The following is a 19420-nucleotide window of genomic DNA, read 5'->3' as shown; positions in this document are numbered from 1 at the left end:
TTATGCAGGTAAGAACCTCAGGTATTAATCCCGGCATTTCTGCCGGGGTAGCCACGCCTCAACGTGTCGGTGTTGATAAAACTCGCGAAACAAAACCGCTAAGAAGGCCAACAGTAAAAACAGCCTTTCCTGAGTCCGGTTATCTTTCTGTTGAGCCATTGCGCTATAACGTACAGCTTAATGAACAATTGACCTCCCTACAGCAAGCTGATCACTATCTATTGGAAATAGAATCACAGTTGTCCGCACTTCAACAAACCGTAAGTCAAGGCCATAAAGCCGTTAAGCAACAGTCCCAACAGTTATTATCGTGGCTGGAACAAAGAGAAGTCGCCTCTGGCGGTACCGTGGATCGACAACTAAAGATTTCGTTAGAAAGTCAGCCCAAAGTCAATTTTACGATTAACGGTATAAATAAAGTACTACAAACATCGGCGCGTGAAACGTTACTATTTTCATTGACGGATGAGGCTAATAGTGTTGTAGCTTTTAAATTATCTGCGCAAAGTACGTCTAAACAAAAATTGCTCGAGCTAAACAAAATTTTGGGACGCTTAGGTATACATGGACAGCTAGATGCTAATAATCAAGTGGTATTTCAAACTGATGAGCATCGATGGGCGCGGATAAATCAGCATTTAGCGGTACGAGGGGAAGGTTTACATTATCCAGCAGGTCAGTTTCAACGTGTCGAATTACAGGCCGAACGAGTCCTGGAGGATAAAATACGGGATATTGTTGGTCAGCCATTTGTTGTCAGAGAATACGCTAAAGAGGTTCAGCAGACACTTTCCTTGATTACTGAGCAGCTACGACAACTCAATAAGCTCAAGGAAAATGCGCGCGAACGAGTTGCAGGAATAGCCGGTGTCATTCAACCCGATACCGCAATAACGATCGCTAAACGACTGTCTCAAAAGCAACTATCTGAGCGTACATTTTATATAATCGAGTCGCAAGGTGTTCGTGGCCAAGGATTTTTACATCATTCTACAGTTAGAAATCTATTTATAAGCTAAAAAGTTAAATTTTCATGACTAAAATGATTAGGGGGCTAATTCCCCTTTTCACTTTCTTTTATCTGGCGGGTATCATCCAGAAATATACCACTTAATCCATAGAGTAAAGGCTGACCATCGACGATCATTGGCGTCATATAAATATCATTATGCGTCATATAATCCATAAAACCATCAATCATTTTCCATGATGTCGGATTGTTATAAAATATAGGCGTATATTTATAAACTATTTGCTGGTTCTGCGCAGGTTCAATCGTAAACTTACCTTTAAAAATAAACCGATTATCATTAGGATTAGTAATAGTGCTAATGACAGTGTCATTCATTGCGGTGACGCGAACATCGTAGATTTCTTTTTTATGAGATAGTAGATCGTAGAAGCCCATTTGTAGCTCACTACGTGAATTTACCCGCGTGTCATCAGAGTGTGCAATAGCCAAAACGGTAAATGATACACAGGATATTAATAGAGCAGAGTATATTTTAGCAGCTTGGTATTTCATTTATTTTTCTCTCAGTCTCATTGTAGATAACGTTATTCAACAAATTGTCATCTTGCCGCCAATGGTAAATCGTCATATTGAGTTGTTTTTTATCGCAGCGTGTCTCTACCGAAATGGTATAATCAAGTCGTCTTAGAGAAATATGGTAATAAATTTGTAAGTGCGCTTGTTTTGTTTTGAGATCTTTATCTGTTTTATAAAGCGTATTTTTTATTCGTGCATACAAATCATCGGCATTTTGTTTGTCAAAACGATTATCGGCGATCTGGTACATTCGGATATTGCTATAAGTCCCCGCACCTAGCTCTGTGGCATGATAAGTCGTGGCTGTATTCTGTTGTACCGCTAGGTATAGCGCAATTCCTCCCCCCAAAGCAACGATGCTGAGCGAACTGATTAAGATTTTCAGCCGATTAGATTTTATACGTTTCTGTGGTTTGCTCAACGCGAGCATCGTAGAAGAATGTCTTTCTTCAGATAATCCATATGCTGTTTTCGCGGTATGGCCAACGGCACTTTCAACAGTCTGCTTATCGAGTGTATCGAATTCTTCTGATGAATTAGCCGCTGTTGCGGGTTGTTCTTCTGTGTTATCTGCGTCAACGGCAGGTAAACTATGGTTGCTATTATCGGGGGATTCTTGATGAGCAATAAGTTGATCATCAAGAATCACGTTATTGTTCTGTATGAATGGCTCTTCATCTAATTCAATGACTTCACAATAAGTAGCATCTAACAGATAACCAATTTTAGGTATAGTTTGAATAATTCGTTGCTGTTTTTTATCGTCACCTAAAGCGACCCGTAAGGTATGGATGGCATTGGGTAAGCTGTTATTCCCAATGACCCGGCGCTTCCATACCAGATCGGTTAACTCGTCTCGTGAGAGGATCTGCCCAGTATGTTGCAGTAGTACAGTCAGCAACTTAAGTTGATATTCCCCTAAGCGCTTTTGTTCGCCGGTTTCCTGATGAGTGATAAAACCGGTGGAAAGGTCAATCGACCACTTATTTACTTTATATTGACATTTTTTCATTTTAATATTCGCAGCAATACTCCACTGGTAGCAGGAAACTACCATAAAGTTTTAAGTATTTAATAAGTTATAATAAATAGAACCCAAAAAACCTAATGTGTAACATAGGTTATTATCATGATAGTGCTTATCTCAATGAAGATCTTTTTGTAGGAGACGATAGCCCTGCTATCTGAGAATGTTAAATTAATGCAGTGAGTATTATATAAAATTAGATGTTAGTGAGCAAGGTAAACTAAAAGGTGTATGTAAGACTCGCATTTCAAGTTAATTAATTAAGCATTGATACTGAATAAATAGTCAAAAACAATATCCATTTAATTTGCTATTTAAATGTGTCGTTCTGTTACGCGCAATAAATGTAACTACTTATTATTCTTTGTAAGGTTAATTCTATTAACCAATTTTTTTTATTTTACTATTTAATTTCCTAGCTTGCAGTGACGCTTTTCTCAGATACCGGCAGGGAGCTAATAGGTAGCTCTCGCTAAAATGAGAAAATGATCATGGGATTAAGTATTAACGACCAATCACAGGCTTTCATCGCGGCTAAAGCATTGAACAAATCACAAAGCATGTATAACAAAGCAACCAGCCAATTATCCACTGGTCTGCGTATTCTGAGTGCAAAAGATGATGCTGCCGGTTCACAAATTGCTGCTGGCTTGAATGCCGCTATCACGGGTCAGAATGTATCTCTGCGTAACAATGCACAAAGCTCTGCCATGTTGGAAGCCGCTAACGGTGCATTGGCGGGTTCTGATGGTATCCTGAATCGTATGAAAGAGCTGGCAACCCAAGCATCTAACGCGACCAATGGTGCTCAAGACCGTGCTGCATTAAATGCAGAATTTAAGTCTCTGGGTGAAGAATTGCAGTCCACGCTGGAAAAATCTACGTTTGGTGACGGTAAGTTGTTTGCGACCGGTGGTAAGTTAGATGGCGAGTTGGTTTTCCAGACCGGTGCCAGTGCTGAAGATGTGATTAAAATTGATATCTCAACTGAAATTACTGGCTTAAGAGATACTGTATCATCTCCGGGCACCGTTGGTAATACTGCTGCTACTGCTGGCACTATCGAAAAGATGTTATTTGATTTGGAAGACGCTAAAGCAACAGCAGATACTGCATTGGCAGGCGGGCAAGCTGCATACGATCTAGCGAAAGTGGCATTTGACCAAGAAATAAAAACAGGTAGTGGTACTCCTAGTTCTGCTGCTGTGACTACTTGGACAACGGCTCTTGATGCTTATAATACCCTTGCGGGGGATAGTGCTAAAGCACAGGCGGAGCTAGATAACTTGAAAGAGAATGATGGCCGTTATAAGTCTGGTGGCTTGGTCGGATTAGACTTAACGACTGCTGATAATGCAAAAGAAGCTATTACTAAATTGAATACTGCTATTGGTGATTACAGCTCTGTAACTGCTTCCCTGGCTGCGGGTATTAACCGTCTGGGCTATTCTAGTGACAACCTGACCAATATGCGTGATGGCAACATGGCTGCTAAAGATTCAATTATGAATGCTGATGCCGTTGCCGCTTCAACTGCACAGAACACCGCTATGTTGCTGATGAACAGCGGTATTAAGGCACTGTCTAAAAATACCCAAATGGGTCAGATGGTTGCACAACTGTTCTAATCATTATTACTACTCAAACAATACCGCTGCTTTTGGCGGTATTTTTTTGACCGAAATTTGCTTTCCCTGCGGGAAGTAGGGAAGAGATACTTCCGCAAATCAAATTAATTACTTTAAAGTCAACAAGTTAATTATTGGCATGGCTATTGCATTGGTTATGGTATTGACCGCAATGACAAACAGTAGGCCATTAAAAATGAGCTCGCTGAGGAGACGAAAATGGGTATTGATGTCGATTTGATAAGCAAACAAGTGACCAATGGACTCTTCGCTAAGCGCAAAGAGCGCCATCATAATTTAGAAAAACAATTAAAAACGCAGCAAGCGGCATTAGATAAGCAAAAATCGGGCTTAAATAGCTTTCGCACGACATTAAAGGATTTGGGAAAAACGGAAGAGGGCTTACTGAAAAATAAGGCCAGCAGCAGTATTAAGGAAGTTGCAACCATTAGTGCCAATGAGAAAGCAGTAAAAGGCAGCTATTCGTTTTTTGTTGAGCAATTGGCCAGTCAACATCAATTGGCCTACACCGGTATTACGGATGAACTGGTGAAACGTGAGCAAGGGACACTAGAACTGAGTGTTGCTGGAAAACCGCTAAATGTTGAGCTTAAAGACGTTGATACTGTGTCAGATCTAGCCTTGGCGATTAACAGTAGTAAAGATAATCCCGGTGTTACTGCTGCGGTGGTACGTAGTAATGGGCAAGAGATTCTTTTGCTGACCAGTGATAAAAGTGGTCAAGCGAATCAAATTACATTTGGTAGCAACCGGCCTGCAATTTTTGCCCCTATTAATGAAAAAATACTGACCACGGCTCAAGATTCCGTGATTTTTATTGGTGATAAAAGCCAAGGTTTGAAAGTCGAAAACAGCAGCAATACGCTAGATAAAGTGATCAATGGTGTAACAATTGAGTTGATTAAAGTTCAACAGACGGGGGACCCACTACTTGAAGTGAAGGTTGACGTTGAACCAACAGAAACTGAAGCACAAATTAAAAAATTTGTTGATGCCTTTAATAGCGCGAAATCGGCGGTGAGTTCAACTGATCGTAGTGACTCATTATCTACCACGATAAAGCAAAGTTTGAATAGCCTGGCAGGGCAAAGCTATGGTGGAAAAAGCCTTGGCATGATTGGTGTGTCCTTTGACCGCAACGGTGAATTGAAACTCGACAGTAAAAAATTAGCGGAAGTGTTGAAAAACTCGCCTACGAGCATAACAGAGTTATTGAGTGGCCCCGATGGGCTGATTAATAAGATAGATAAAGCCTTAGATCCTTATTTGAGCACCAGCGACGGTTTGTTAAAAAACCGTTCAGAGATGCTGGCAATGCGTAAAACATCACTGGAAAGCATGAAGGATGGATTGGAGAAAAGTTATGAACGTACTTTAAAGGCGAATTTACTCAAGTTTAATCGACTGAATGAGATGTTAGATAAAATGGAAAGTACCATGCAGATGTTAAATCAACAGGCGAGTTTTTGATGTTACTTGATCAGAATTTCCACGATTATCAGTCGGCTGATATTGGTATTCAAACTGCAGGTGCGACTTCGCAGCAATTAGTATTAATTATGTTTAATGGATTGATGGATGAATTAGTCAGGGCCAGAGGACATATTGAAGCTAAACGTTATGAACATAAGGCCAATAGCATTAATAAATGCATTGATGTTTTAAACGCACTAACAGGCTCATTAGACTTTATTCATGGTGGCGAATTGGCAACTAATACTGCCAACTTATATAGCCACTGTGTTTATCGGTTATATGACGCCAGTATTAAAATGTCTTCTAAGCATATTGATGAAGTGGAAAAAATAATCGCCACTCTGCGGACGGGATGGGAAGGCAATAAGGAGTGCTAATGGAAAGCATCGTGTTGATTAATGATCTGAGTGTCACTTTGCAGCAAGCGGTTGTGCAGCAAGATTTGGCGCAAATAGAGAGTCTAGATGAACGGATTACTCAGTTGTTAGCCTCACCGGCCGGGCAGGAAAATTCTCAGACAAGGGCGTTGGCAGTGATGCGTTTGAAAGAGATATATCAACAGGCTTACTACTATTGCCAGCAGGAATCGCAGCGGTTGAAGGCGGAGATTCTGAGACTGAGAGAGGAGCAAGAAGGCGTTACCGCTTATGCCGCGGTGGCTATCTCTGCCTATCAGAATATGGCGCAAGAAGAGAGGGCGAGGTGATTACATTATCTGGCTTTACTCAGGCAGGCAGTCAATTGGCATCAGAGGCCAAAATGGGGGAGACCCCGATTATGGGCAGTGCAGATGAGGGCGAGTTAAACCCTCTGACCACATTTGACGATGCGTTATCGCAGGTATGGCAGCCACATCAGCCGGTTTCATTACGGCCATCTGTGGTGATGGACTTGATTGTTCGATTTGATGGCAAGGGTGACGACGTGACTATGTTGCCGCCGACAGATGAACAGAACCAGCAACTGCTCAATGTGCTGTTGCAAGGCTATGGACAGAATCCGCCGCCCTTGACGATCGCCGCTTTTCCGCGCCCGGAGTCAGTTGCGGAGAGTCATCTAATGGAAAAACCGGCCCCAGTGGTGATGCCAGAGAAATCATCGCCATTGATGGACTTGCTGAAATCCATTGGCCCGCGTCTGAATGTCACTGTACCGCTAGCGGCGACTCGTGAAAGTCAGCTTCTTAACCCTATGTTGACCGAAGGGGGGATTGCCATGATGTCATCGGCGGCGAGCCATATCGCTAATAGCCCCCATGAAGCAGCGGCCGCCCCACGGATGGAGAGTCAGCTAACCCTGGCAAATAGCCAGAAAGAGTGGCCACAGCAGTTGCGTACTGTGCTTGGCGATCGCCTACAAATGCAGGTCGAGAATAAGGTGCAACATGCCACCATTCGCCTCGATCCACCGGATATGGGCAAAATTGATATCTCACTGCATATGGAAGGAGGGAAATTACAGGTTCATATCAATGCGGGCCAAGGGGACGTTTTTCGGGCATTACAGCAGACCAGCGCGGAGTTACGTCAAATGTTGCTTGGGCAAAATACGCAGGTTGTGGAAGTACAAATATCAGCCAATAGCCAACAACAGCAGCAGCAACGACAGCAGCAACATCAACAGCAGCAAGAGGATATTTTGGCTGCTCAACATATTGAGACCCAAGGAAATAAGAGTGCCGACGACGGTACGCTCCTCATAACTGTATAAAGGACTATAAATGAACAGCAAGAAAATATGGGTAATTATCTTATTGATTGCCCTGGTCGCAGCATTGGCGGTATTTTTCCGTAATACTATTTTAGGCGAGGCCAACAGCCAGCCGGTGACTATTAGCAAATCATTCATCCGTGGTAACAAAGCAGTTCAGTTTGTTGAAATTAAAAACATGGTCATTACGCTGAAAGATAATAAGAGTGAGCGCTACCTACAGTTGGAATTAGGTGTCGCCACTGGTGATGATAATGACATTAAGAAAGTTGTTGCGATGGTGCCAGTTATTCGGGCCGCAACAGTGAGTTTACTTTCCAGTATGGATTATCAGGCCGTGCGTCATACGTCTATTGTTGATTTACGCCGCCAGCTAATGAATGAATATAAAAGTGATTTTGAAAAACTGAATGCACCCATGCCATTTGATGATGTGGTGATTAGTCGAATGGTCTTCCAGTAATCAATATGGCAATAATAGAAACTAACGATAATTCAGCACTGACCTCTGCGGACGAAGGGAGATATCTGGACGCGTATTTACCATTGGTGAAACGTATTGTCAGGCAACTTTCATTTCAGGCGGACAGTGTTATCGGCAGGGAGGATATGCAGCAAATTGCGCTGATGGGGCTATTAGAGGCTTTGCGCCGCTATGGTCATCCTGATGGGCAATTTGCCGCCTATGCTGTTCATCGTATTCGTGGCGCAGTACTGGATCAACTGCGTGAACATGACTGGCGGCCACGTCGATTAAGGCAGAAAACCCATAAAATCAATGAAGCTATCCGGCAAATAGCACGGCGATTGGGCCATGAGCCGAGCTTTGAGGAGATAGCGTCAGAGCTGCAACTGACAGCGGAGGAGTATCAAGAGTACCTGTTATTAGAGAGCGCCAGCGCCATGGAGAGTCTGGATGACATTCTCTCATTAGAAACGCCTACCGATGCTTTACAGAGTCGTCAGTTAGACGAAAGTATCATTGTTGAAGATAATCTTAATCATGCCATTGCCTCACTCGACGAACGTGAGCAAATGATTCTACATCTTTATTATCAGCAAGAAATGAGTATGAAAGAGATTGCTCAGATATTAGACCTGACGGAAGCACGTATCTGTCAGCTAAATAAGAAATTAGTTCAGAAGATCAAATCATTTTTTTAAATTATCGAGGGTGTTATGCAAAAGTTATTTGGCCTGCTGGTTATTATGGGGTGTGTGATTGGCGGCTATATCATGTCAGGCGGAATGTTATCTTCCTTCTGGCAGCCAGGTGAAATTATTATTATTTTTGGTTCCGGTATTGGTGCCATGATATTAGCGAACCCTGGTTACGTGCTAAAGGAGATGTGGCATCAGATTGTTGCAGTAACACGTAAGAGTGAATATACCGCTGAATTTCAGCAGCAGCTATTGATGCTGCTTTATGAATTGCTGGAAATGGTCGACGAAGGTGGTTTAAAACGTCTGGATGAGCATATTGAAACCCCAGCAAATAGCCCACTGTTTCAACGCTACCCCCTTATTTTACAAGACCACCATTTAGTGACTTTTATTTCTGATAACTTTCGCCTCATGGCGATGGGGAAAATTAACCAGCACGAACTGGAAGGGATATTAGAACAAGAATTATCCGCTGTGGAGGAGGAGTTGTTGGTACCTTCACGCTCCTTTCATCGCACCGCAGAAGCCATGCCCGGTTTTGGTATTTGCGCCGCGGTGTTGGGCATTATTATAACGATGCAATCCATTGACGGTTCGATCGCGATGATTGGCATCAAAGTTGCCGCAGCATTGATCGGCACCTTCCTCGGGGTATTTATCTGTTATTGCTTGATGGATCCTATGGCCAATGCCATGGAGCAAGAGATGAAAAAGAAACTGGCATTTTTTGAATGTGTACGCATGGTATTGGTCAATCATGTGGCGGGAAAACCTTCGTTACTGGCCGTCGATGCGGGCCGCAAAATGTTGCCGCTGGACAGCAAACCGACCTTCGCCAAGTTGGACTCCTGGATTAACACGCTGATGACGGCAGGGCTCTAATGAGAAGTCAGGCCAGAGGTGGGCAAACCACAATTATTAAACGTGCCGCCAGAAAAAAACACGATGGCGGTCATTCCGGCGCATGGAAGGTGGCTTTTGCTGACTTTACCTTAGCGATGATGGCGCTGTTTATGGTGCTGTGGATTGTTGGGGTAGTCTCAGAGGAGGAGCGGCAAGAAATTGTGGCGCAACTAAATGGTGAAACCATTTTTGATAAGCACTCCTATATTTCGATTCCCTCCCAAAGTAAGAGTGGTGGTGGCAAGTACTCCGACAGTATTGATGGTCGCGAACAGGCCAAAGAGACCAAAAGTAACCTTGCGGTGGAGGTGCCGGAGCCGGAGCAGTCACTGGAAGAGGTGGTGGATAAGTCAGCTAAAGAGATGGAGGAGTTATCGCGCATTATTATGCAAATCACCTCAGCCTATGACGCACAATCCAATCTGCAAATGGAAGTGGTGCCGCAGGGGCTGCGTATCTTGATTCAGGATGATAAGCAGCGGGATATGTTTCAGCGCAGCAGTGCGGTATTGACCCCATTCTTCAGCCGCTTACTGGCCGAGTTAGCACCGGCGTTTAATGAAATGGACAATAAAATCATTATTACCGGTCATACCGATGCGTCCCGTTATCGTGATCAAATGCGGTATAACAACTGGAATCTGTCGGGTGAAAGGGCATTAATGGCGCACAAAGCCTTGGTAAACGGTGGGTTGAGTGAGGCGCGAGTGCTGCAAATCAATGCGATGGCGGACCAGATGCTCTTGGCACCCATGGAGCCTTTAGCGGCCAGAAACCGACGTATCGAAATTATGGTGTTAACCAAAACCGCGTCAGACACCTTATATCAGTTCTTTGGTAACCACGGCGAGAACGTAGTGAAATCAGCGGCGCAAAAAGCTGAATAGTGACGTTCGTATTTTTCACCGTCCAGCCTACCCTCGAACGTTCAGGGCTGGACGGTGCTTTTTATGGGCGATATTGGAACTCAATTGTCAGCATTAACCTTCATTGAATACAGGCTTAGGTAACGACAAAATTATCGTGGCGTTATAGTGACAGTATTACCATTGGTAGCAATGGTCACCCGTTGGCCCGCATGGAACTGTGTCACCCCTTGCGCCTGAACAACCAGGAAGGTGGTGCCATTATCACGACGGACTTCTAATTCCACCCCACTACTGCGGTTCATCATGCTCTGAACTTGCTGGCCGACAACGCCACCGGCAACTGCACCTGCGGCTGTACCGAGACGACGCCCAGTGCCACCACCAATGGTATTACCCAGAAAACCACCTACAACAGCCCCACCTACCGCACCGGCAATGTTATTTCCATCCCCACCCTGAATAGTAACCGGACGAACAGAAACCAAGGTGCCGTATGTCACCGATTGGGCTTGACCCGCTTGAGAGCTGCTGAAAGTATCACCCGAAAGCGTATTATTATTGGCGCAGCCACTGAGTGTGGCGACGGTTATAGCAGCAACAATGAATGGTTTTATCATGGACCCTTCCTACTTGAAGTTGCAGCGGTGTTAGCTGCTCTCGTTCACCCGAATCACTTACTGGAGTAAGCTCATCGGGATTCGCTCGTTTGCTGCCTACCTGCAACTCCAATTAGTTTGGGTCATCCCCTTCCTACTTGAAGTTGCAGCGGTGTTAGCTGCTCTGGTTACTCGGCCCGTCCATGGGCCTCGCCTCTGCGAGGCCGCTGCATGCAGCGTTCAAATCTGCTCCCGGCAGATTTGTCACCCGAATCACTTACTGGAGTAAGCGCATCGGGATTAGCTCATTTGCTGCCTAACCGGTTGAATAGTGACCGGTAAACGAATCATAGCACGACTCATTTACCGATAAATTGATTAATATGCAAAATATACAATTAACTACGATATGAGTGCGTTTGATTAATGACTGCTCGCCTTCGCTACCTGCGCAGACTGGCTGAACTCAGCTAATTGAGTGGGGTGCTCTAACAGTGAAAGGTAGTGGTTAACATTATTACGATCTTTTGCTGCCCGTAATTGAAGCGCGAGATTAATATCTGCCAGAATTTGGGCGCAGTGCGCCATTTGTGCATCTAACTTCCCATGTTGACTCAACCATTCGGCTACACTGGCCCAGTTCCAAAGTGGTGATGAGCCATTAAGGCGCTGAATTGGCGCGGGAAAATCACCTGGGCCGCGCGTACCATCTTTCAACATCGCCACCGCCTGACGCGACATATGACTTAGGCTCGCAATATCACTCAGCCCAACATAATGGGCGTCTACCGCGATAACAGTGGCCCCCAAATTGGCGGATTCAATATTATTGATAGCACTCAAAACAGCGTGGCTAATTGATCCACTTTGACGATCAAATTCCAAATAAACCGATTTGCCATAAAAACAAATTAACGCATCATCACAACCGTGGCTAAACAGAGAGTCTTCCAATCCTGCGGTCTCCGCGGTGACTCCTGCCAGCATCAGTGAAAAGTGATAGAACTGCATCTGTTGCGTCTCCCAAAAAAGGCGGTTGCCCGCCCTGTCATCGTGATTATTCGTTAGCCGGGCTGCAAATATTGACCTTACGGTAGATCTGTTTTTCATGATTTTCGGCGTTTTTAGGTGTAGACCAAATACTCATCTGATGTTGGTTATGTTCAGATATTCCACAATAGAGACGACCAAATGCATGCCCGTTACTTGAACGAAATTTCCAGCCCTTAGAGAGTGCATAGTCAATGGCTGCTTGAATATGCTTATTGGGATGATCCTTCATCGCTCTCCTGATTACTTATCGAAGTCTAAGTATATCGTTGACGGATGTCAACGCGCGTTTTGTGTTCAAGTACACAACGGAGGGTAGCAATGCGTATGTGCGGGTCATATTCCAGAATCTCTGAAAATAGCCTCAAACGGCGTGAATAAGAGCAGGATTGCGGGGGATCGCCCAAATCAAAAAAAAAGCCGTGTTTTTCCATTGATGGGGGTTTATCGAAGATGAGCAGCATGATATTGCCACTCTGGTGAGTCATCTGTTCACTAAAGTGAAATTAGGGCAACTGCAACGTATTCCCGCAAGTTAACCCCCCCACTTAATATACCTATAACGAGTGACTATTTGGGTTGACATTATCCGATTTTGTATTTTAGTTTTATGAAACTTATATCCTCAATTAAATAACTAAAATAAGTAACGCTAATTAAAGTCATTAAATTAATTTATGATTTCTAGTAAATGATATTGAATTCCATCTAGATTCTTCACTATATCGCCTGACAGATTTTTTATTTTCTGGCAAATGAAATATTTTGCTGAAACGGTTTTAGTTCACAGATATTCCCCGAACGCTAATTCAATCAATTTCCATTGATAAAGATCAACTTAATTAAAATCGCAGAGTTACAAACTATTAACACTAAACCATGCATTACATAAGGGTATACCCGTCATCTTTCAAGTTGCAGGTGCGTTGGCAGCACACAATCACCCGGATAACTTACTTCGGTAAGCTGATCGGGATTCCTTTGTTTGCTGCATTCCTGAATCTTGAAATCTATTGGGTATATAGACAATAGAATAATAATGACAGGGGAAAAAAACATGCTTTCCCAGCATGGCGTCAACCGTCGTGATTTTATGAAGCTTTGTGCAGCACTGGCTGCCACCATGGGTCTCAGCAGCAAGGCTGCCGCTGAAATAGCGAGCACGGTCAGTTCACCGCAACGGCCACCGGTCATCTGGATCGGCGCGCAGGAGTGCACCGGTTGTACTGAATCGCTGCTACGTTCAACCCATCCCACCATTGAGAACCTACTGCTCAGTGTTATCTCGATGGAGTATCACGAAGTGCTGTCGGCTGCATTTGGTGAACAAGCGGAGGAGAATAAGCACCGCGCTATCGAGCAGTACAAAGGGAAATATGTGCTGGTTGTGGATGGCTCTATCCCACTGAAAGATGGCGGGATTTACTGCATGGTGGCGGGCAAACCTATTGTCGAGCATATCCGCGAAGCAGCGGAACATGCGGCGGCGATTATTGCCATTGGCTCCTGCTCAGCCTGGGGCGGTGTGCCTGCCACTGGCGGTAACCCGACGGGCGCGGTGAGTTTGCAAGATGCGCTACCCGGCAAGACGGTGATTAATATCCCCGGCTGCCCACCCAACCCGCATAACTTCCTGGCGACCGTCGCCCATATCATCACTTTCCAGCGACCACCGGCACTGGACGCCAAGAACCGTCCAACCTTTGCTTATGGCCGCTTGATCCATGAAAACTGCGAGCGCCGTCCGCACTTTGATGCCGGTCGCTTTGCTCGCCAGTTTGGTGATGAGGGTCATCGGCAGGGCTATTGCCTTTACCACTTAGGTTGTAAAGGGCCAGAGACTTACGGCAACTGCCCGACACTGGAGTTCTGCGACGTTGGCGGTGGTATCTGGCCGGTAGGGATCGGGCACCCTTGCTACGGCTGCAACGAAGAGGGCATTGGCTTCACCAAAGGCATCGCCCAATTGGCGAATGTGGAAAACCCCACCCCGCGCGCTGAAAAACCGCTGATTAATAACCCGGAAGGCGGCGAGGTTTCCACCACCGCGACGGCACTGCTGGGCGGCGTGGTGGGGTTGGTGGCGGGTGTTAGCCTGATGACCGTCCGTGAGTTGGGGCGGCAACAGAAACAGCGCCGTAAAGATGACGATCACGCATCGCGGGAGGAGTAGTCGTGAACCGACGTCACTTTTTCAAATTAGCGTCCGGCGGTGTGCTGCTGGCGGGGCTCTCGCCCAGCACGCGAGCTGAGGTGCAAAATCGGCCACCGATCCCCGGTGCGCTGAGCATGTTATATGACTCCACGTTATGTGTCGGCTGTCAGGCCTGTGTGAGCAAGTGCCAGCAGATCAACCATAGTGAATTTGCTGAGCATGGCGAAACCTATGCAGGCGGTGAAGCCATCTGGTCGAACAATGACAAACTTAGCCCCTACACCAACAATATTATTCAGGTGTGGACCAGTGGCGCGGGGATGCATAAAGATCAGTTGGAAGATGGCTACGCCTACATCAAAAAGCAGTGCATGCACTGCGTTGACCCTAACTGTGTTTCGGTCTGTCCGGTGAGCGCGCTGCGCAAAGATGCTAAAACCGGCATCGTCCACTATGACCCCAATGTCTGCACCGGCTGCCGCTATTGCATGGTCGGTTGCCCCTTCAATGTGCCGAAATATGATTACGACAACCCCTTTGGCAAGATCCACAAATGTGAGTTGTGCAATCAGAAAGGCGTGGAGCGGCTGGACAAAGGCGGGCTACCCGGCTGTGTCGAAGTCTGCCCAACGGGGGCGGTGATATTTGGTACCCGTGAGGAGTTGCTGTCTGAGGCGCAACGGCGACTGACCCTGAAACCGGGCGAAAACTACCGCTTCCCGCGTCAGACGCTCAGTGCCAACGACACCTATGAGCATCCGGTCGCTCACTATGAGCAGCACGTTTATGGCGAAAAAGAGGGCGGCGGCACGCAGGTTTTGGTGCTGGCGGGGATCCCGACCGAGAAACTCGATTTGCCCCCACTGGCAGACTTGGCGACGGGCGCGCGCTCTGAGCATATCCAGCACACGCTGTACAAAGGCATGATCCTGCCGCTGGCGGTACTGGCGGGCGTCACCGCACTGGTGCATCGCAATACCCGCGATGAGCGCAAGGATGACGATCATCAGGATCCGTCGGACACGCAGGATAAGCCAGAGACGCAGCATAAAAAGGAAGGTCGCGATGACGATGCATAAATCCAGTCCACTGGGTGGGCGGCTGGTCAGTTGGCCAATCATGCTGCTAGCGCCCTTTGTGGTGCTCTGTGCGCTGCTGATAGTCAAACGTTTGGTGCTCGGTCTGGGGTCTGTCAGTGATTTGAATGGCGGCTTCCCGTGGGGTATCTGGATCGCCTTCGACTTACTGGTCGGCACGGGTTTGGCCTGTGGTGGCTGGGCATTGGCGTGGGCGGTTTACGTGTTTAACCGGGGTGAATATCACCCGCTGGTGCGTCCGGCGCTGCTCGCTAGCCTGTTTGGCTACGCCCTCGGCGGCTTGTCGATCACCATTGACGTGGGCCGCTACTGGAACCTACCGTACTTCTTCATTCCCGGCTATTTCAACGTCAACTCGGTGCTGTTCGAAACCGCGGTCTGTATGACGATTTACATCGGTGTGATGGCGCTGGAGTTTGCGCCCGCCCTGTTCGAGCGCCTCGGCTGGAAAGTCTCGCTGAAGCGCCTGAACAAAGTGATGTTCTTTGTCATCGCCCTCGGTGCGCTGCTGCCCACTATGCATCAATCCTCCATGGGGTCATTGATGATTGCTGCGGGGGCCAAGATCCATCCCCTGTGGCAAAGCTATGAAATGCTGCCGCTGTTCTCCCTGTTGACCGCCGCTATTTTGGGCTTCTCGATCGTCATTTTCGAAGGCTCCTTAGTGCAGGCGGGATTGCGAGGACGAGGGGCAAATGAAGCGCCGCTATTCACCCGCTTAACCACCATCATCGATGTGTTCCTGCTGCTGTTTGTGCTGCTGCGCCTCGGTGAGGTCATCGTGCGCCATAAGACCGATTATCTGTGGCATTTTGACCGCTACGCCATCGCTTTTTGGACTGAAATCGTGCTGATGACCCTGCCACTGCTGATCTTCCGCATTCGGCGGGCCAGAGAGGACAGCCGCTTACTCTTTATCGGCGCGCTCTGCATGATTGGCGGCGCGGCACTGTGGCGGCTCAACTACTCGCTGCTGGCCTTCAACCCCGGCGGTGGCTACAACTACTTCCCTACCACCAGTGAAATCCTGATCTCAATCGGCTTCGTCGCCATTGAAGTCTGCGCCTACATTTTATTGATTCGGCTGTTGCCGGTGCTTCCCGCTCACGGACAGTTACATAAGAATAATCAGACAGAGGTAAAGCATGAGCCAACGCATCACCATTGATCCCGTTACCCGTATTGAGGGACACCTGCGGATCGACTGCGAAATTGAAGATGGCAAGGTGATCAAGGCCTGGTCCTCCGGCACCATGTGGCGTGGCATGGAAGAGATTTTGCAAGGTAACGATCCGCGCGACGCCTGGATGATTGTGCAGCGCATTTGTGGTGTCTGTACCACCATTCATGCCATCGCCTCGGTGCGTGCGGTGGAAAACGCGCTGGGGATGGAAGTGCCGGTTAACGCGCAGCATATCCGCAACCTGATTCTGGCGGCGCACAGCATCCACGACCATATTGTGCATTTCTATCAACTGTCGGCGCTGGACTGGGTGGATATCACCTCCGCGCTGCAAGCCTCGCCACAAAAGGCCGCCGCCATGTTGAGTGGCCTGTCCAGCTGGCCGTTGAACAGCGCCGAAGAGTTCACCCGCGTGCAGCAGAAAATCAAAGATCTGGTCGCCAGCGGCCAGTTGGGTATTTTTGCTAACGGCTATTGGGGCCATCCGGCGATGGCGTTGCCGCCAGAAGTGAATTTGATTGCGGTGGCGCACTACCTGCAAGCACTGGAGTGCCAGCGCGATGCTAACCGCATTGTCGCTGTCTTAGGCGGGAAAACCCCGCATATTCAGAATCTTGCGGTAGGTGGCGTAGCTAACCCGATCAATCTGGACATGCCGAGCGTGCTCAATCTGGAGCGCCTGATGCTGGTGAAATCCTTCATCGATCGGCTGGGCAGCTTTATCGAGCAAGTCTACAAAGTGGATACGGCGGTGATCGCCGCTCACTACCCAGGCTGGCTCCATCTGGGCAAAGGGGCGGATTATTACCTCAGCGTGCCGGAGCTACCGACAGATCGCAAAGGCGAAACCTTCCTGCTGCCGGGGGGGTATCTGGACAATGGCACCTTCCGCCCGATCGCCAATCACAACGATCCTTACTTGATCAAGGGCATCGCCGAAAGCGGCAAACACGCCTGGTATCAGGACGACGAGCCACTCGCGCCATGGGAAGGCAAAACCAACCCGAACTACACCGGCTGGCAGGAAGATGGCAAATATTCGTGGGTAAAAGCGCCGACCTTCTACGGCAAAACGGTGGAAGTGGGGCCACTGGCGTGGCTGATGTGTGGCATGGCGGCAGGCCATGAGCCAACCAAACAGCACTTCAGCGATATCGGCGCAGCCTACCAAAAACTCAGCGGGCAGGGGATAACGGCCGAACAATTACCTTCGACACTGGGCCGCATTATTGGTCGTGCAGTGCACTGCTGCGTGCTGCATGAAACACTGGCGCAGCAATGGACGGCGCTGGTCACCAATATTGGCACCGGTGATGTGGAAACCTTTATCAAGCCGAATATCCCATTAACTGGCGAAATACGCGGCGTGGGCTTCGAAGAAGCGCCGCGCGGCATGTTGTCGCACTGGGTGGTGATCAAGGACGGCAAAATCGCCAACTATCAGGCGGTAGTGCCCTCCACCTGGAACGCCGGACCACGTAACTATAACGACGAACCGGGGCCATACGAGCAAGCGCTGGTCGGCACGCCAGTTGCTGATCCGGCTAAGCCACTGGAAGTGGTGCGAACCATTCACTCATTCGACCCGTGCATGTCTTGTGCTGTACATATTGTTGATACAACGGGCAACGAAGTGACCAAAGTCAAGGTGCTGTGATGGGGATTTTGGTATTAGGTATAGGTAATTTGCTACTGAGCGATGAAGCGGTGGGGGTGCGTCTGGTTGAAGCACTGGAGCAGCGCTTTGACATTCCTGCGGGCGTCGAGGTGCTGGACGGCGGCACCGCGGGTCTGGAGTTGATGGAAGCCATGGCGAACCGTGAGCATCTGATTGTGGCCGATGCGGTGCTAACCGGCCAGTCACCGGGCAGTGTCGCAGTGCTGCGCGATAAAGAGATCCCCGCCATGTTCAGCCGCAAAGTGTCGCCCCATCAATTGGGGCTATGTGATGTGCTGATGGCACTGCAACTGACTGACGAGTTCCCGCGCCAACTGACACTGGTGGGTGTAGTGCCAGAGTCACTGGCCCCGGGGATTGGCCTGACAGCGACCGTGACCCAAGCCATGGAACCGGCGCTGGAGCAGATTCTGGCGGCGCTACGTGCCAGCGGCATCACCCTCAAGCCACGGGAGGAGAGTCATGTCTGATGTCATTACCGGTCATGAGCAAAATCCAGCGGCGTTACTGGAGCACGTCTTCGGTCAGATCGCCGCCGATGAGATGCGTGGCTTGCCGTTTTACCGTGACCACATCCCACTGCGCGCCTGTGGATTTCAGCGCTTCGAGCAGCAGTGGATTGGCGCACTATTGACCCCGTGGATGCTGAGTTTAGTGGTGTTCCCGGGGCCGGAACAAAGCTGGCAGCGCCGCACCCTGGGCGAGCGACTGATGCTAGCGCTGCCTTGCGGCACCATCGGTTTTACTGTTAGCGAAGTGGCGGGTTGCGGCCAATATCTGAGTCGCTCGTTGATGTCGCCGCTGGATACCGCGCTCAGCGCTGAACGGGCGCTGCAACTGGCAGAGCAAAGTGCGCGCATGGCGCTCTCACTGCCCGTGGTGGATGCCGACGGCCCCGCCAATCCACGGCGGCGGGCTTTGTTCAGTAAAGTTAGCCAAATAAAGAATCAGCATGCATGAAATTAGCTTATGCCTCAGCACGCTGGAGCTGATTGAACAGCAAGCGCAGCGCCACGGTGCCAAACGGATCACGGCGGTATGGCTGGAGATTGGCGCGCTCTCATGTATCGAAGAGAGCGCCCTGCGATTCAGTTTTGAGGCCGCCAGCCGCCAGACACTGGCCGCCGATTGCCAACTGCATCTCAGCTACTTGCCGGCGATGGCTTGGTGCTGGGAGTGCAGCGCCAGCGTAGAGATTGAACGGCACGATGCCGGGTGCCCGCATTGCGGCAGCCATGCTCTGCAAGTGGAGAGTGGCAGCCATTTGCAGGTAAAACAGATAGAAGTGGAATAATTCGGAAGGAGTGAATTCCT

22 protein-coding genes are annotated in these 19420 nt (G+C 48.3%); 17 read left to right on the top strand and 5 right to left on the bottom strand.

Going from position 1 to position 19420, the window contains the following annotated elements:
• The first annotated feature begins 2 nt into the window (after nucleotides 1–2).
• Nucleotides 3–1019 (top strand): hypothetical protein, encoded by a 1017-nt coding sequence (locus tag ACZ76_RS05845; protein ID WP_048617664.1) that lies wholly within the window; start codon nucleotides 3–5, stop codon nucleotides 1017–1019.
• Nucleotides 1020–1054: 35 nt separating this feature from the next.
• On the opposite strand, the gene ACZ76_RS19525 is transcribed toward ACZ76_RS05845, so the two are convergent.
• The gene (locus ACZ76_RS19525) at nucleotides 1055–1525 is read right to left on the bottom strand and encodes a hypothetical protein (RefSeq protein WP_048617662.1); all 471 of its coding nucleotides are present in this window, start codon (nucleotides 1523–1525) and stop codon (nucleotides 1055–1057) included.
• Nucleotides 1506–2561: a winged helix-turn-helix domain-containing protein gene (locus tag ACZ76_RS05835; RefSeq protein WP_048617660.1), complete on the bottom strand. Its 1056-nt coding sequence runs from the start codon at nucleotides 2559–2561 to the stop codon at nucleotides 1506–1508. Before ACZ76_RS05835 ends, ACZ76_RS19525 begins: the two co-directional genes overlap by 20 nt.
• 506 nt (nucleotides 2562–3067) lie before the next feature.
• On the opposite strand from ACZ76_RS05835, the gene ACZ76_RS05830 reads away from it, so the two are divergent.
• The 9 genes from ACZ76_RS05830 to lafU all read left to right on the top strand — a co-directional run bounded on the left by ACZ76_RS05830 (nucleotide 3068) and on the right by lafU (nucleotide 10365).
• Entirely contained in the window at nucleotides 3068–4204 is a 1137-nt protein-coding gene (locus ACZ76_RS05830) for a flagellin N-terminal helical domain-containing protein (RefSeq protein ID WP_048617658.1), read from the top strand.
• Nucleotides 4205–4423: 219 nt separating this feature from the next.
• Nucleotides 4424–5695 (top strand): flagellar filament capping protein FliD, encoded by a 1272-nt coding sequence (gene fliD / locus ACZ76_RS05825; protein ID WP_048617656.1) that lies wholly within the window; start codon nucleotides 4424–4426, stop codon nucleotides 5693–5695.
• Nucleotides 5695–6078 (top strand): flagellar export chaperone FliS, encoded by a 384-nt coding sequence (gene fliS, locus ACZ76_RS05820; RefSeq protein WP_048617654.1) that lies wholly within the window; start codon nucleotides 5695–5697, stop codon nucleotides 6076–6078. The genes fliD and fliS overlap by 1 nt, the downstream gene beginning before the upstream one ends.
• Nucleotides 6078–6407, top strand: coding sequence for a hypothetical protein (locus tag ACZ76_RS05815; RefSeq protein ID WP_048617652.1), 330 nt, complete (start codon nucleotides 6078–6080; stop codon nucleotides 6405–6407). Before fliS ends, ACZ76_RS05815 begins: the two co-directional genes overlap by 1 nt.
• Complete coding sequence (locus tag ACZ76_RS05810; RefSeq protein ID WP_048617650.1) at nucleotides 6404–7411, top strand: flagellar hook-length control protein FliK; 1008 nt, start codon at nucleotides 6404–6406, stop codon at nucleotides 7409–7411. The genes ACZ76_RS05815 and ACZ76_RS05810 overlap by 4 nt, the downstream gene beginning before the upstream one ends.
• 10 nt (nucleotides 7412–7421) lie before the next feature.
• Nucleotides 7422–7874: a flagellar basal body-associated FliL family protein gene (locus ACZ76_RS05805; protein WP_048617648.1), complete on the top strand. Its 453-nt coding sequence runs from the start codon at nucleotides 7422–7424 to the stop codon at nucleotides 7872–7874.
• A gap of 5 nt (nucleotides 7875–7879) precedes the next feature.
• Entirely contained in the window at nucleotides 7880–8575 is a 696-nt protein-coding gene (locus ACZ76_RS05800; RefSeq protein WP_048617646.1) for a FliA/WhiG family RNA polymerase sigma factor, read from the top strand.
• A 15-nt stretch (nucleotides 8576–8590) separates the two neighbouring features.
• Nucleotides 8591–9457 carry a flagellar motor stator protein MotA gene (gene motA, locus ACZ76_RS05795; protein ID WP_048617644.1) on the top strand — a complete coding sequence of 289 codons (867 nt, stop codon included), beginning with the start codon at nucleotides 8591–8593 and terminating at the stop codon, nucleotides 9455–9457.
• Nucleotides 9457–10365 carry a putative lateral flagellar export/assembly protein LafU gene (lafU, locus tag ACZ76_RS05790; RefSeq protein WP_048617642.1) on the top strand — a complete coding sequence of 303 codons (909 nt, stop codon included), beginning with the start codon at nucleotides 9457–9459 and terminating at the stop codon, nucleotides 10363–10365. Before motA ends, lafU begins: the two co-directional genes overlap by 1 nt.
• Before the next feature lie 131 nt (nucleotides 10366–10496).
• On the opposite strand, the gene ACZ76_RS05785 is transcribed toward lafU, so the two are convergent.
• The 3 genes from ACZ76_RS05785 to ACZ76_RS05775 all read right to left on the bottom strand — a co-directional run bounded on the left by ACZ76_RS05785 (nucleotide 10497) and on the right by ACZ76_RS05775 (nucleotide 12225).
• Nucleotides 10497–10964, bottom strand: coding sequence for an outer membrane lipoprotein (locus ACZ76_RS05785; protein WP_004877354.1), 468 nt, complete (start codon nucleotides 10962–10964; stop codon nucleotides 10497–10499).
• 402 nt (nucleotides 10965–11366) lie between these two features.
• Nucleotides 11367–11954 (bottom strand): hypothetical protein, encoded by a 588-nt coding sequence (locus ACZ76_RS05780; RefSeq protein ID WP_048617640.1) that lies wholly within the window; start codon nucleotides 11952–11954, stop codon nucleotides 11367–11369.
• Nucleotides 11955–12000: 46 nt separating this feature from the next.
• On the bottom strand, nucleotides 12001–12225 hold the full coding sequence (locus tag ACZ76_RS05775; protein WP_048617637.1) for a hypothetical protein: 225 nt from the start codon (nucleotides 12223–12225) through the stop codon (nucleotides 12001–12003).
• 825 nt (nucleotides 12226–13050) lie between these two features.
• Here ACZ76_RS05775 and hybO point away from each other — a divergent pair.
• Genes hybO through hypA form a run of 7 tightly spaced genes read left to right on the top strand, consistent with a single transcriptional unit; the run spans nucleotide 13051 to nucleotide 19400 of the window.
• The gene (gene hybO, locus ACZ76_RS05770) at nucleotides 13051–14166 is read left to right on the top strand and encodes a hydrogenase 2 small subunit (protein WP_048617635.1); all 1116 of its coding nucleotides are present in this window, start codon (nucleotides 13051–13053) and stop codon (nucleotides 14164–14166) included.
• A 2-nt stretch (nucleotides 14167–14168) separates the two neighbouring features.
• Nucleotides 14169–15227 (top strand): hydrogenase 2 operon protein HybA, encoded by a 1059-nt coding sequence (gene hybA, locus ACZ76_RS05765; protein WP_048617633.1) that lies wholly within the window; start codon nucleotides 14169–14171, stop codon nucleotides 15225–15227.
• Complete coding sequence (gene hybB / locus ACZ76_RS05760) at nucleotides 15214–16413, top strand: Ni/Fe-hydrogenase cytochrome b subunit (RefSeq protein ID WP_048617631.1); 1200 nt, start codon at nucleotides 15214–15216, stop codon at nucleotides 16411–16413. Before hybA ends, hybB begins: the two co-directional genes overlap by 14 nt.
• Complete coding sequence (gene hybC / locus ACZ76_RS05755) at nucleotides 16391–18085, top strand: hydrogenase 2 large subunit (protein ID WP_048617629.1); 1695 nt, start codon at nucleotides 16391–16393, stop codon at nucleotides 18083–18085. The genes hybB and hybC overlap by 23 nt, the downstream gene beginning before the upstream one ends.
• A complete protein-coding gene (locus tag ACZ76_RS05750; RefSeq protein ID WP_048617626.1) occupies nucleotides 18085–18576 on the top strand; it encodes a HyaD/HybD family hydrogenase maturation endopeptidase in 492 nt (163 codons plus the stop codon). The genes hybC and ACZ76_RS05750 overlap by 1 nt, the downstream gene beginning before the upstream one ends.
• A complete protein-coding gene (gene hybE, locus ACZ76_RS05745; RefSeq protein ID WP_048617624.1) occupies nucleotides 18569–19066 on the top strand; it encodes a hydrogenase-2 assembly chaperone in 498 nt (165 codons plus the stop codon). The genes ACZ76_RS05750 and hybE overlap by 8 nt, the downstream gene beginning before the upstream one ends.
• A complete protein-coding gene (gene hypA, locus ACZ76_RS05740) occupies nucleotides 19059–19400 on the top strand; it encodes a hydrogenase maturation nickel metallochaperone HypA (protein ID WP_048617622.1) in 342 nt (113 codons plus the stop codon). The genes hybE and hypA overlap by 8 nt, the downstream gene beginning before the upstream one ends.
• Nucleotides 19401–19420: the final 20 nt, after the last annotated feature.

It is taken from the genome of Yersinia aleksiciae (assembly GCF_001047675.1).
GTDB classification, from domain to species: domain Bacteria; phylum Pseudomonadota; class Gammaproteobacteria; order Enterobacterales; family Enterobacteriaceae; genus Yersinia; species Yersinia aleksiciae.
This window is presented reverse-complemented; position numbering and strand designations above follow the sequence as displayed.

Excerpts from the sequence above, each read along its gene's own strand:
- fliD (WP_048617656.1), top strand. The coding sequence starts at position 4,424 with ATGGGTATTGATGTCGATTTGATAAGCAAACAAGTGACCAATGGACTC.
- ACZ76_RS05775 (WP_048617637.1), bottom strand. The coding sequence starts at position 12,225 with ATGAAGGATCATCCCAATAAGCATATTCAAGCAGCCATTGACTATGCA.
- hybC (WP_048617629.1), top strand. The coding sequence starts at position 16,391 with ATGAGCCAACGCATCACCATTGATCCCGTTACCCGTATTGAGGGACAC.
- hypA (WP_048617622.1), top strand. The coding sequence starts at position 19,059 with ATGCATGAAATTAGCTTATGCCTCAGCACGCTGGAGCTGATTGAACAG.
- ACZ76_RS05800 (WP_048617646.1), top strand. The coding sequence starts at position 7,880 with ATGGCAATAATAGAAACTAACGATAATTCAGCACTGACCTCTGCGGAC.
- fliS (WP_048617654.1), top strand. The coding sequence starts at position 5,695 with ATGTTACTTGATCAGAATTTCCACGATTATCAGTCGGCTGATATTGGT.
- hybB (WP_048617631.1), top strand. The coding sequence starts at position 15,214 with ATGACGATGCATAAATCCAGTCCACTGGGTGGGCGGCTGGTCAGTTGG.
- lafU (WP_048617642.1), top strand. The coding sequence starts at position 9,457 with ATGAGAAGTCAGGCCAGAGGTGGGCAAACCACAATTATTAAACGTGCC.
- ACZ76_RS05835 (WP_048617660.1), bottom strand. The coding sequence starts at position 2,561 with ATGAAAAAATGTCAATATAAAGTAAATAAGTGGTCGATTGACCTTTCC.
- ACZ76_RS05815 (WP_048617652.1), top strand. The coding sequence starts at position 6,078 with ATGGAAAGCATCGTGTTGATTAATGATCTGAGTGTCACTTTGCAGCAA.
- ACZ76_RS05830 (WP_048617658.1), top strand. The coding sequence starts at position 3,068 with ATGGGATTAAGTATTAACGACCAATCACAGGCTTTCATCGCGGCTAAA.
- motA (WP_048617644.1), top strand. The coding sequence starts at position 8,591 with ATGCAAAAGTTATTTGGCCTGCTGGTTATTATGGGGTGTGTGATTGGC.
- ACZ76_RS05785 (WP_004877354.1), bottom strand. The coding sequence starts at position 10,964 with ATGATAAAACCATTCATTGTTGCTGCTATAACCGTCGCCACACTCAGT.
- ACZ76_RS05845 (WP_048617664.1), top strand. The coding sequence starts at position 3 with ATGCAGGTAAGAACCTCAGGTATTAATCCCGGCATTTCTGCCGGGGTA.
- hybO (WP_048617635.1), top strand. The coding sequence starts at position 13,051 with ATGCTTTCCCAGCATGGCGTCAACCGTCGTGATTTTATGAAGCTTTGT.
- ACZ76_RS05805 (WP_048617648.1), top strand. The coding sequence starts at position 7,422 with ATGAACAGCAAGAAAATATGGGTAATTATCTTATTGATTGCCCTGGTC.
- ACZ76_RS05780 (WP_048617640.1), bottom strand. The coding sequence starts at position 11,954 with ATGCAGTTCTATCACTTTTCACTGATGCTGGCAGGAGTCACCGCGGAG.
- ACZ76_RS05750 (WP_048617626.1), top strand. The coding sequence starts at position 18,085 with ATGGGGATTTTGGTATTAGGTATAGGTAATTTGCTACTGAGCGATGAA.
- hybE (WP_048617624.1), top strand. The coding sequence starts at position 18,569 with ATGTCTGATGTCATTACCGGTCATGAGCAAAATCCAGCGGCGTTACTG.
- ACZ76_RS19525 (WP_048617662.1), bottom strand. The coding sequence starts at position 1,525 with ATGAAATACCAAGCTGCTAAAATATACTCTGCTCTATTAATATCCTGT.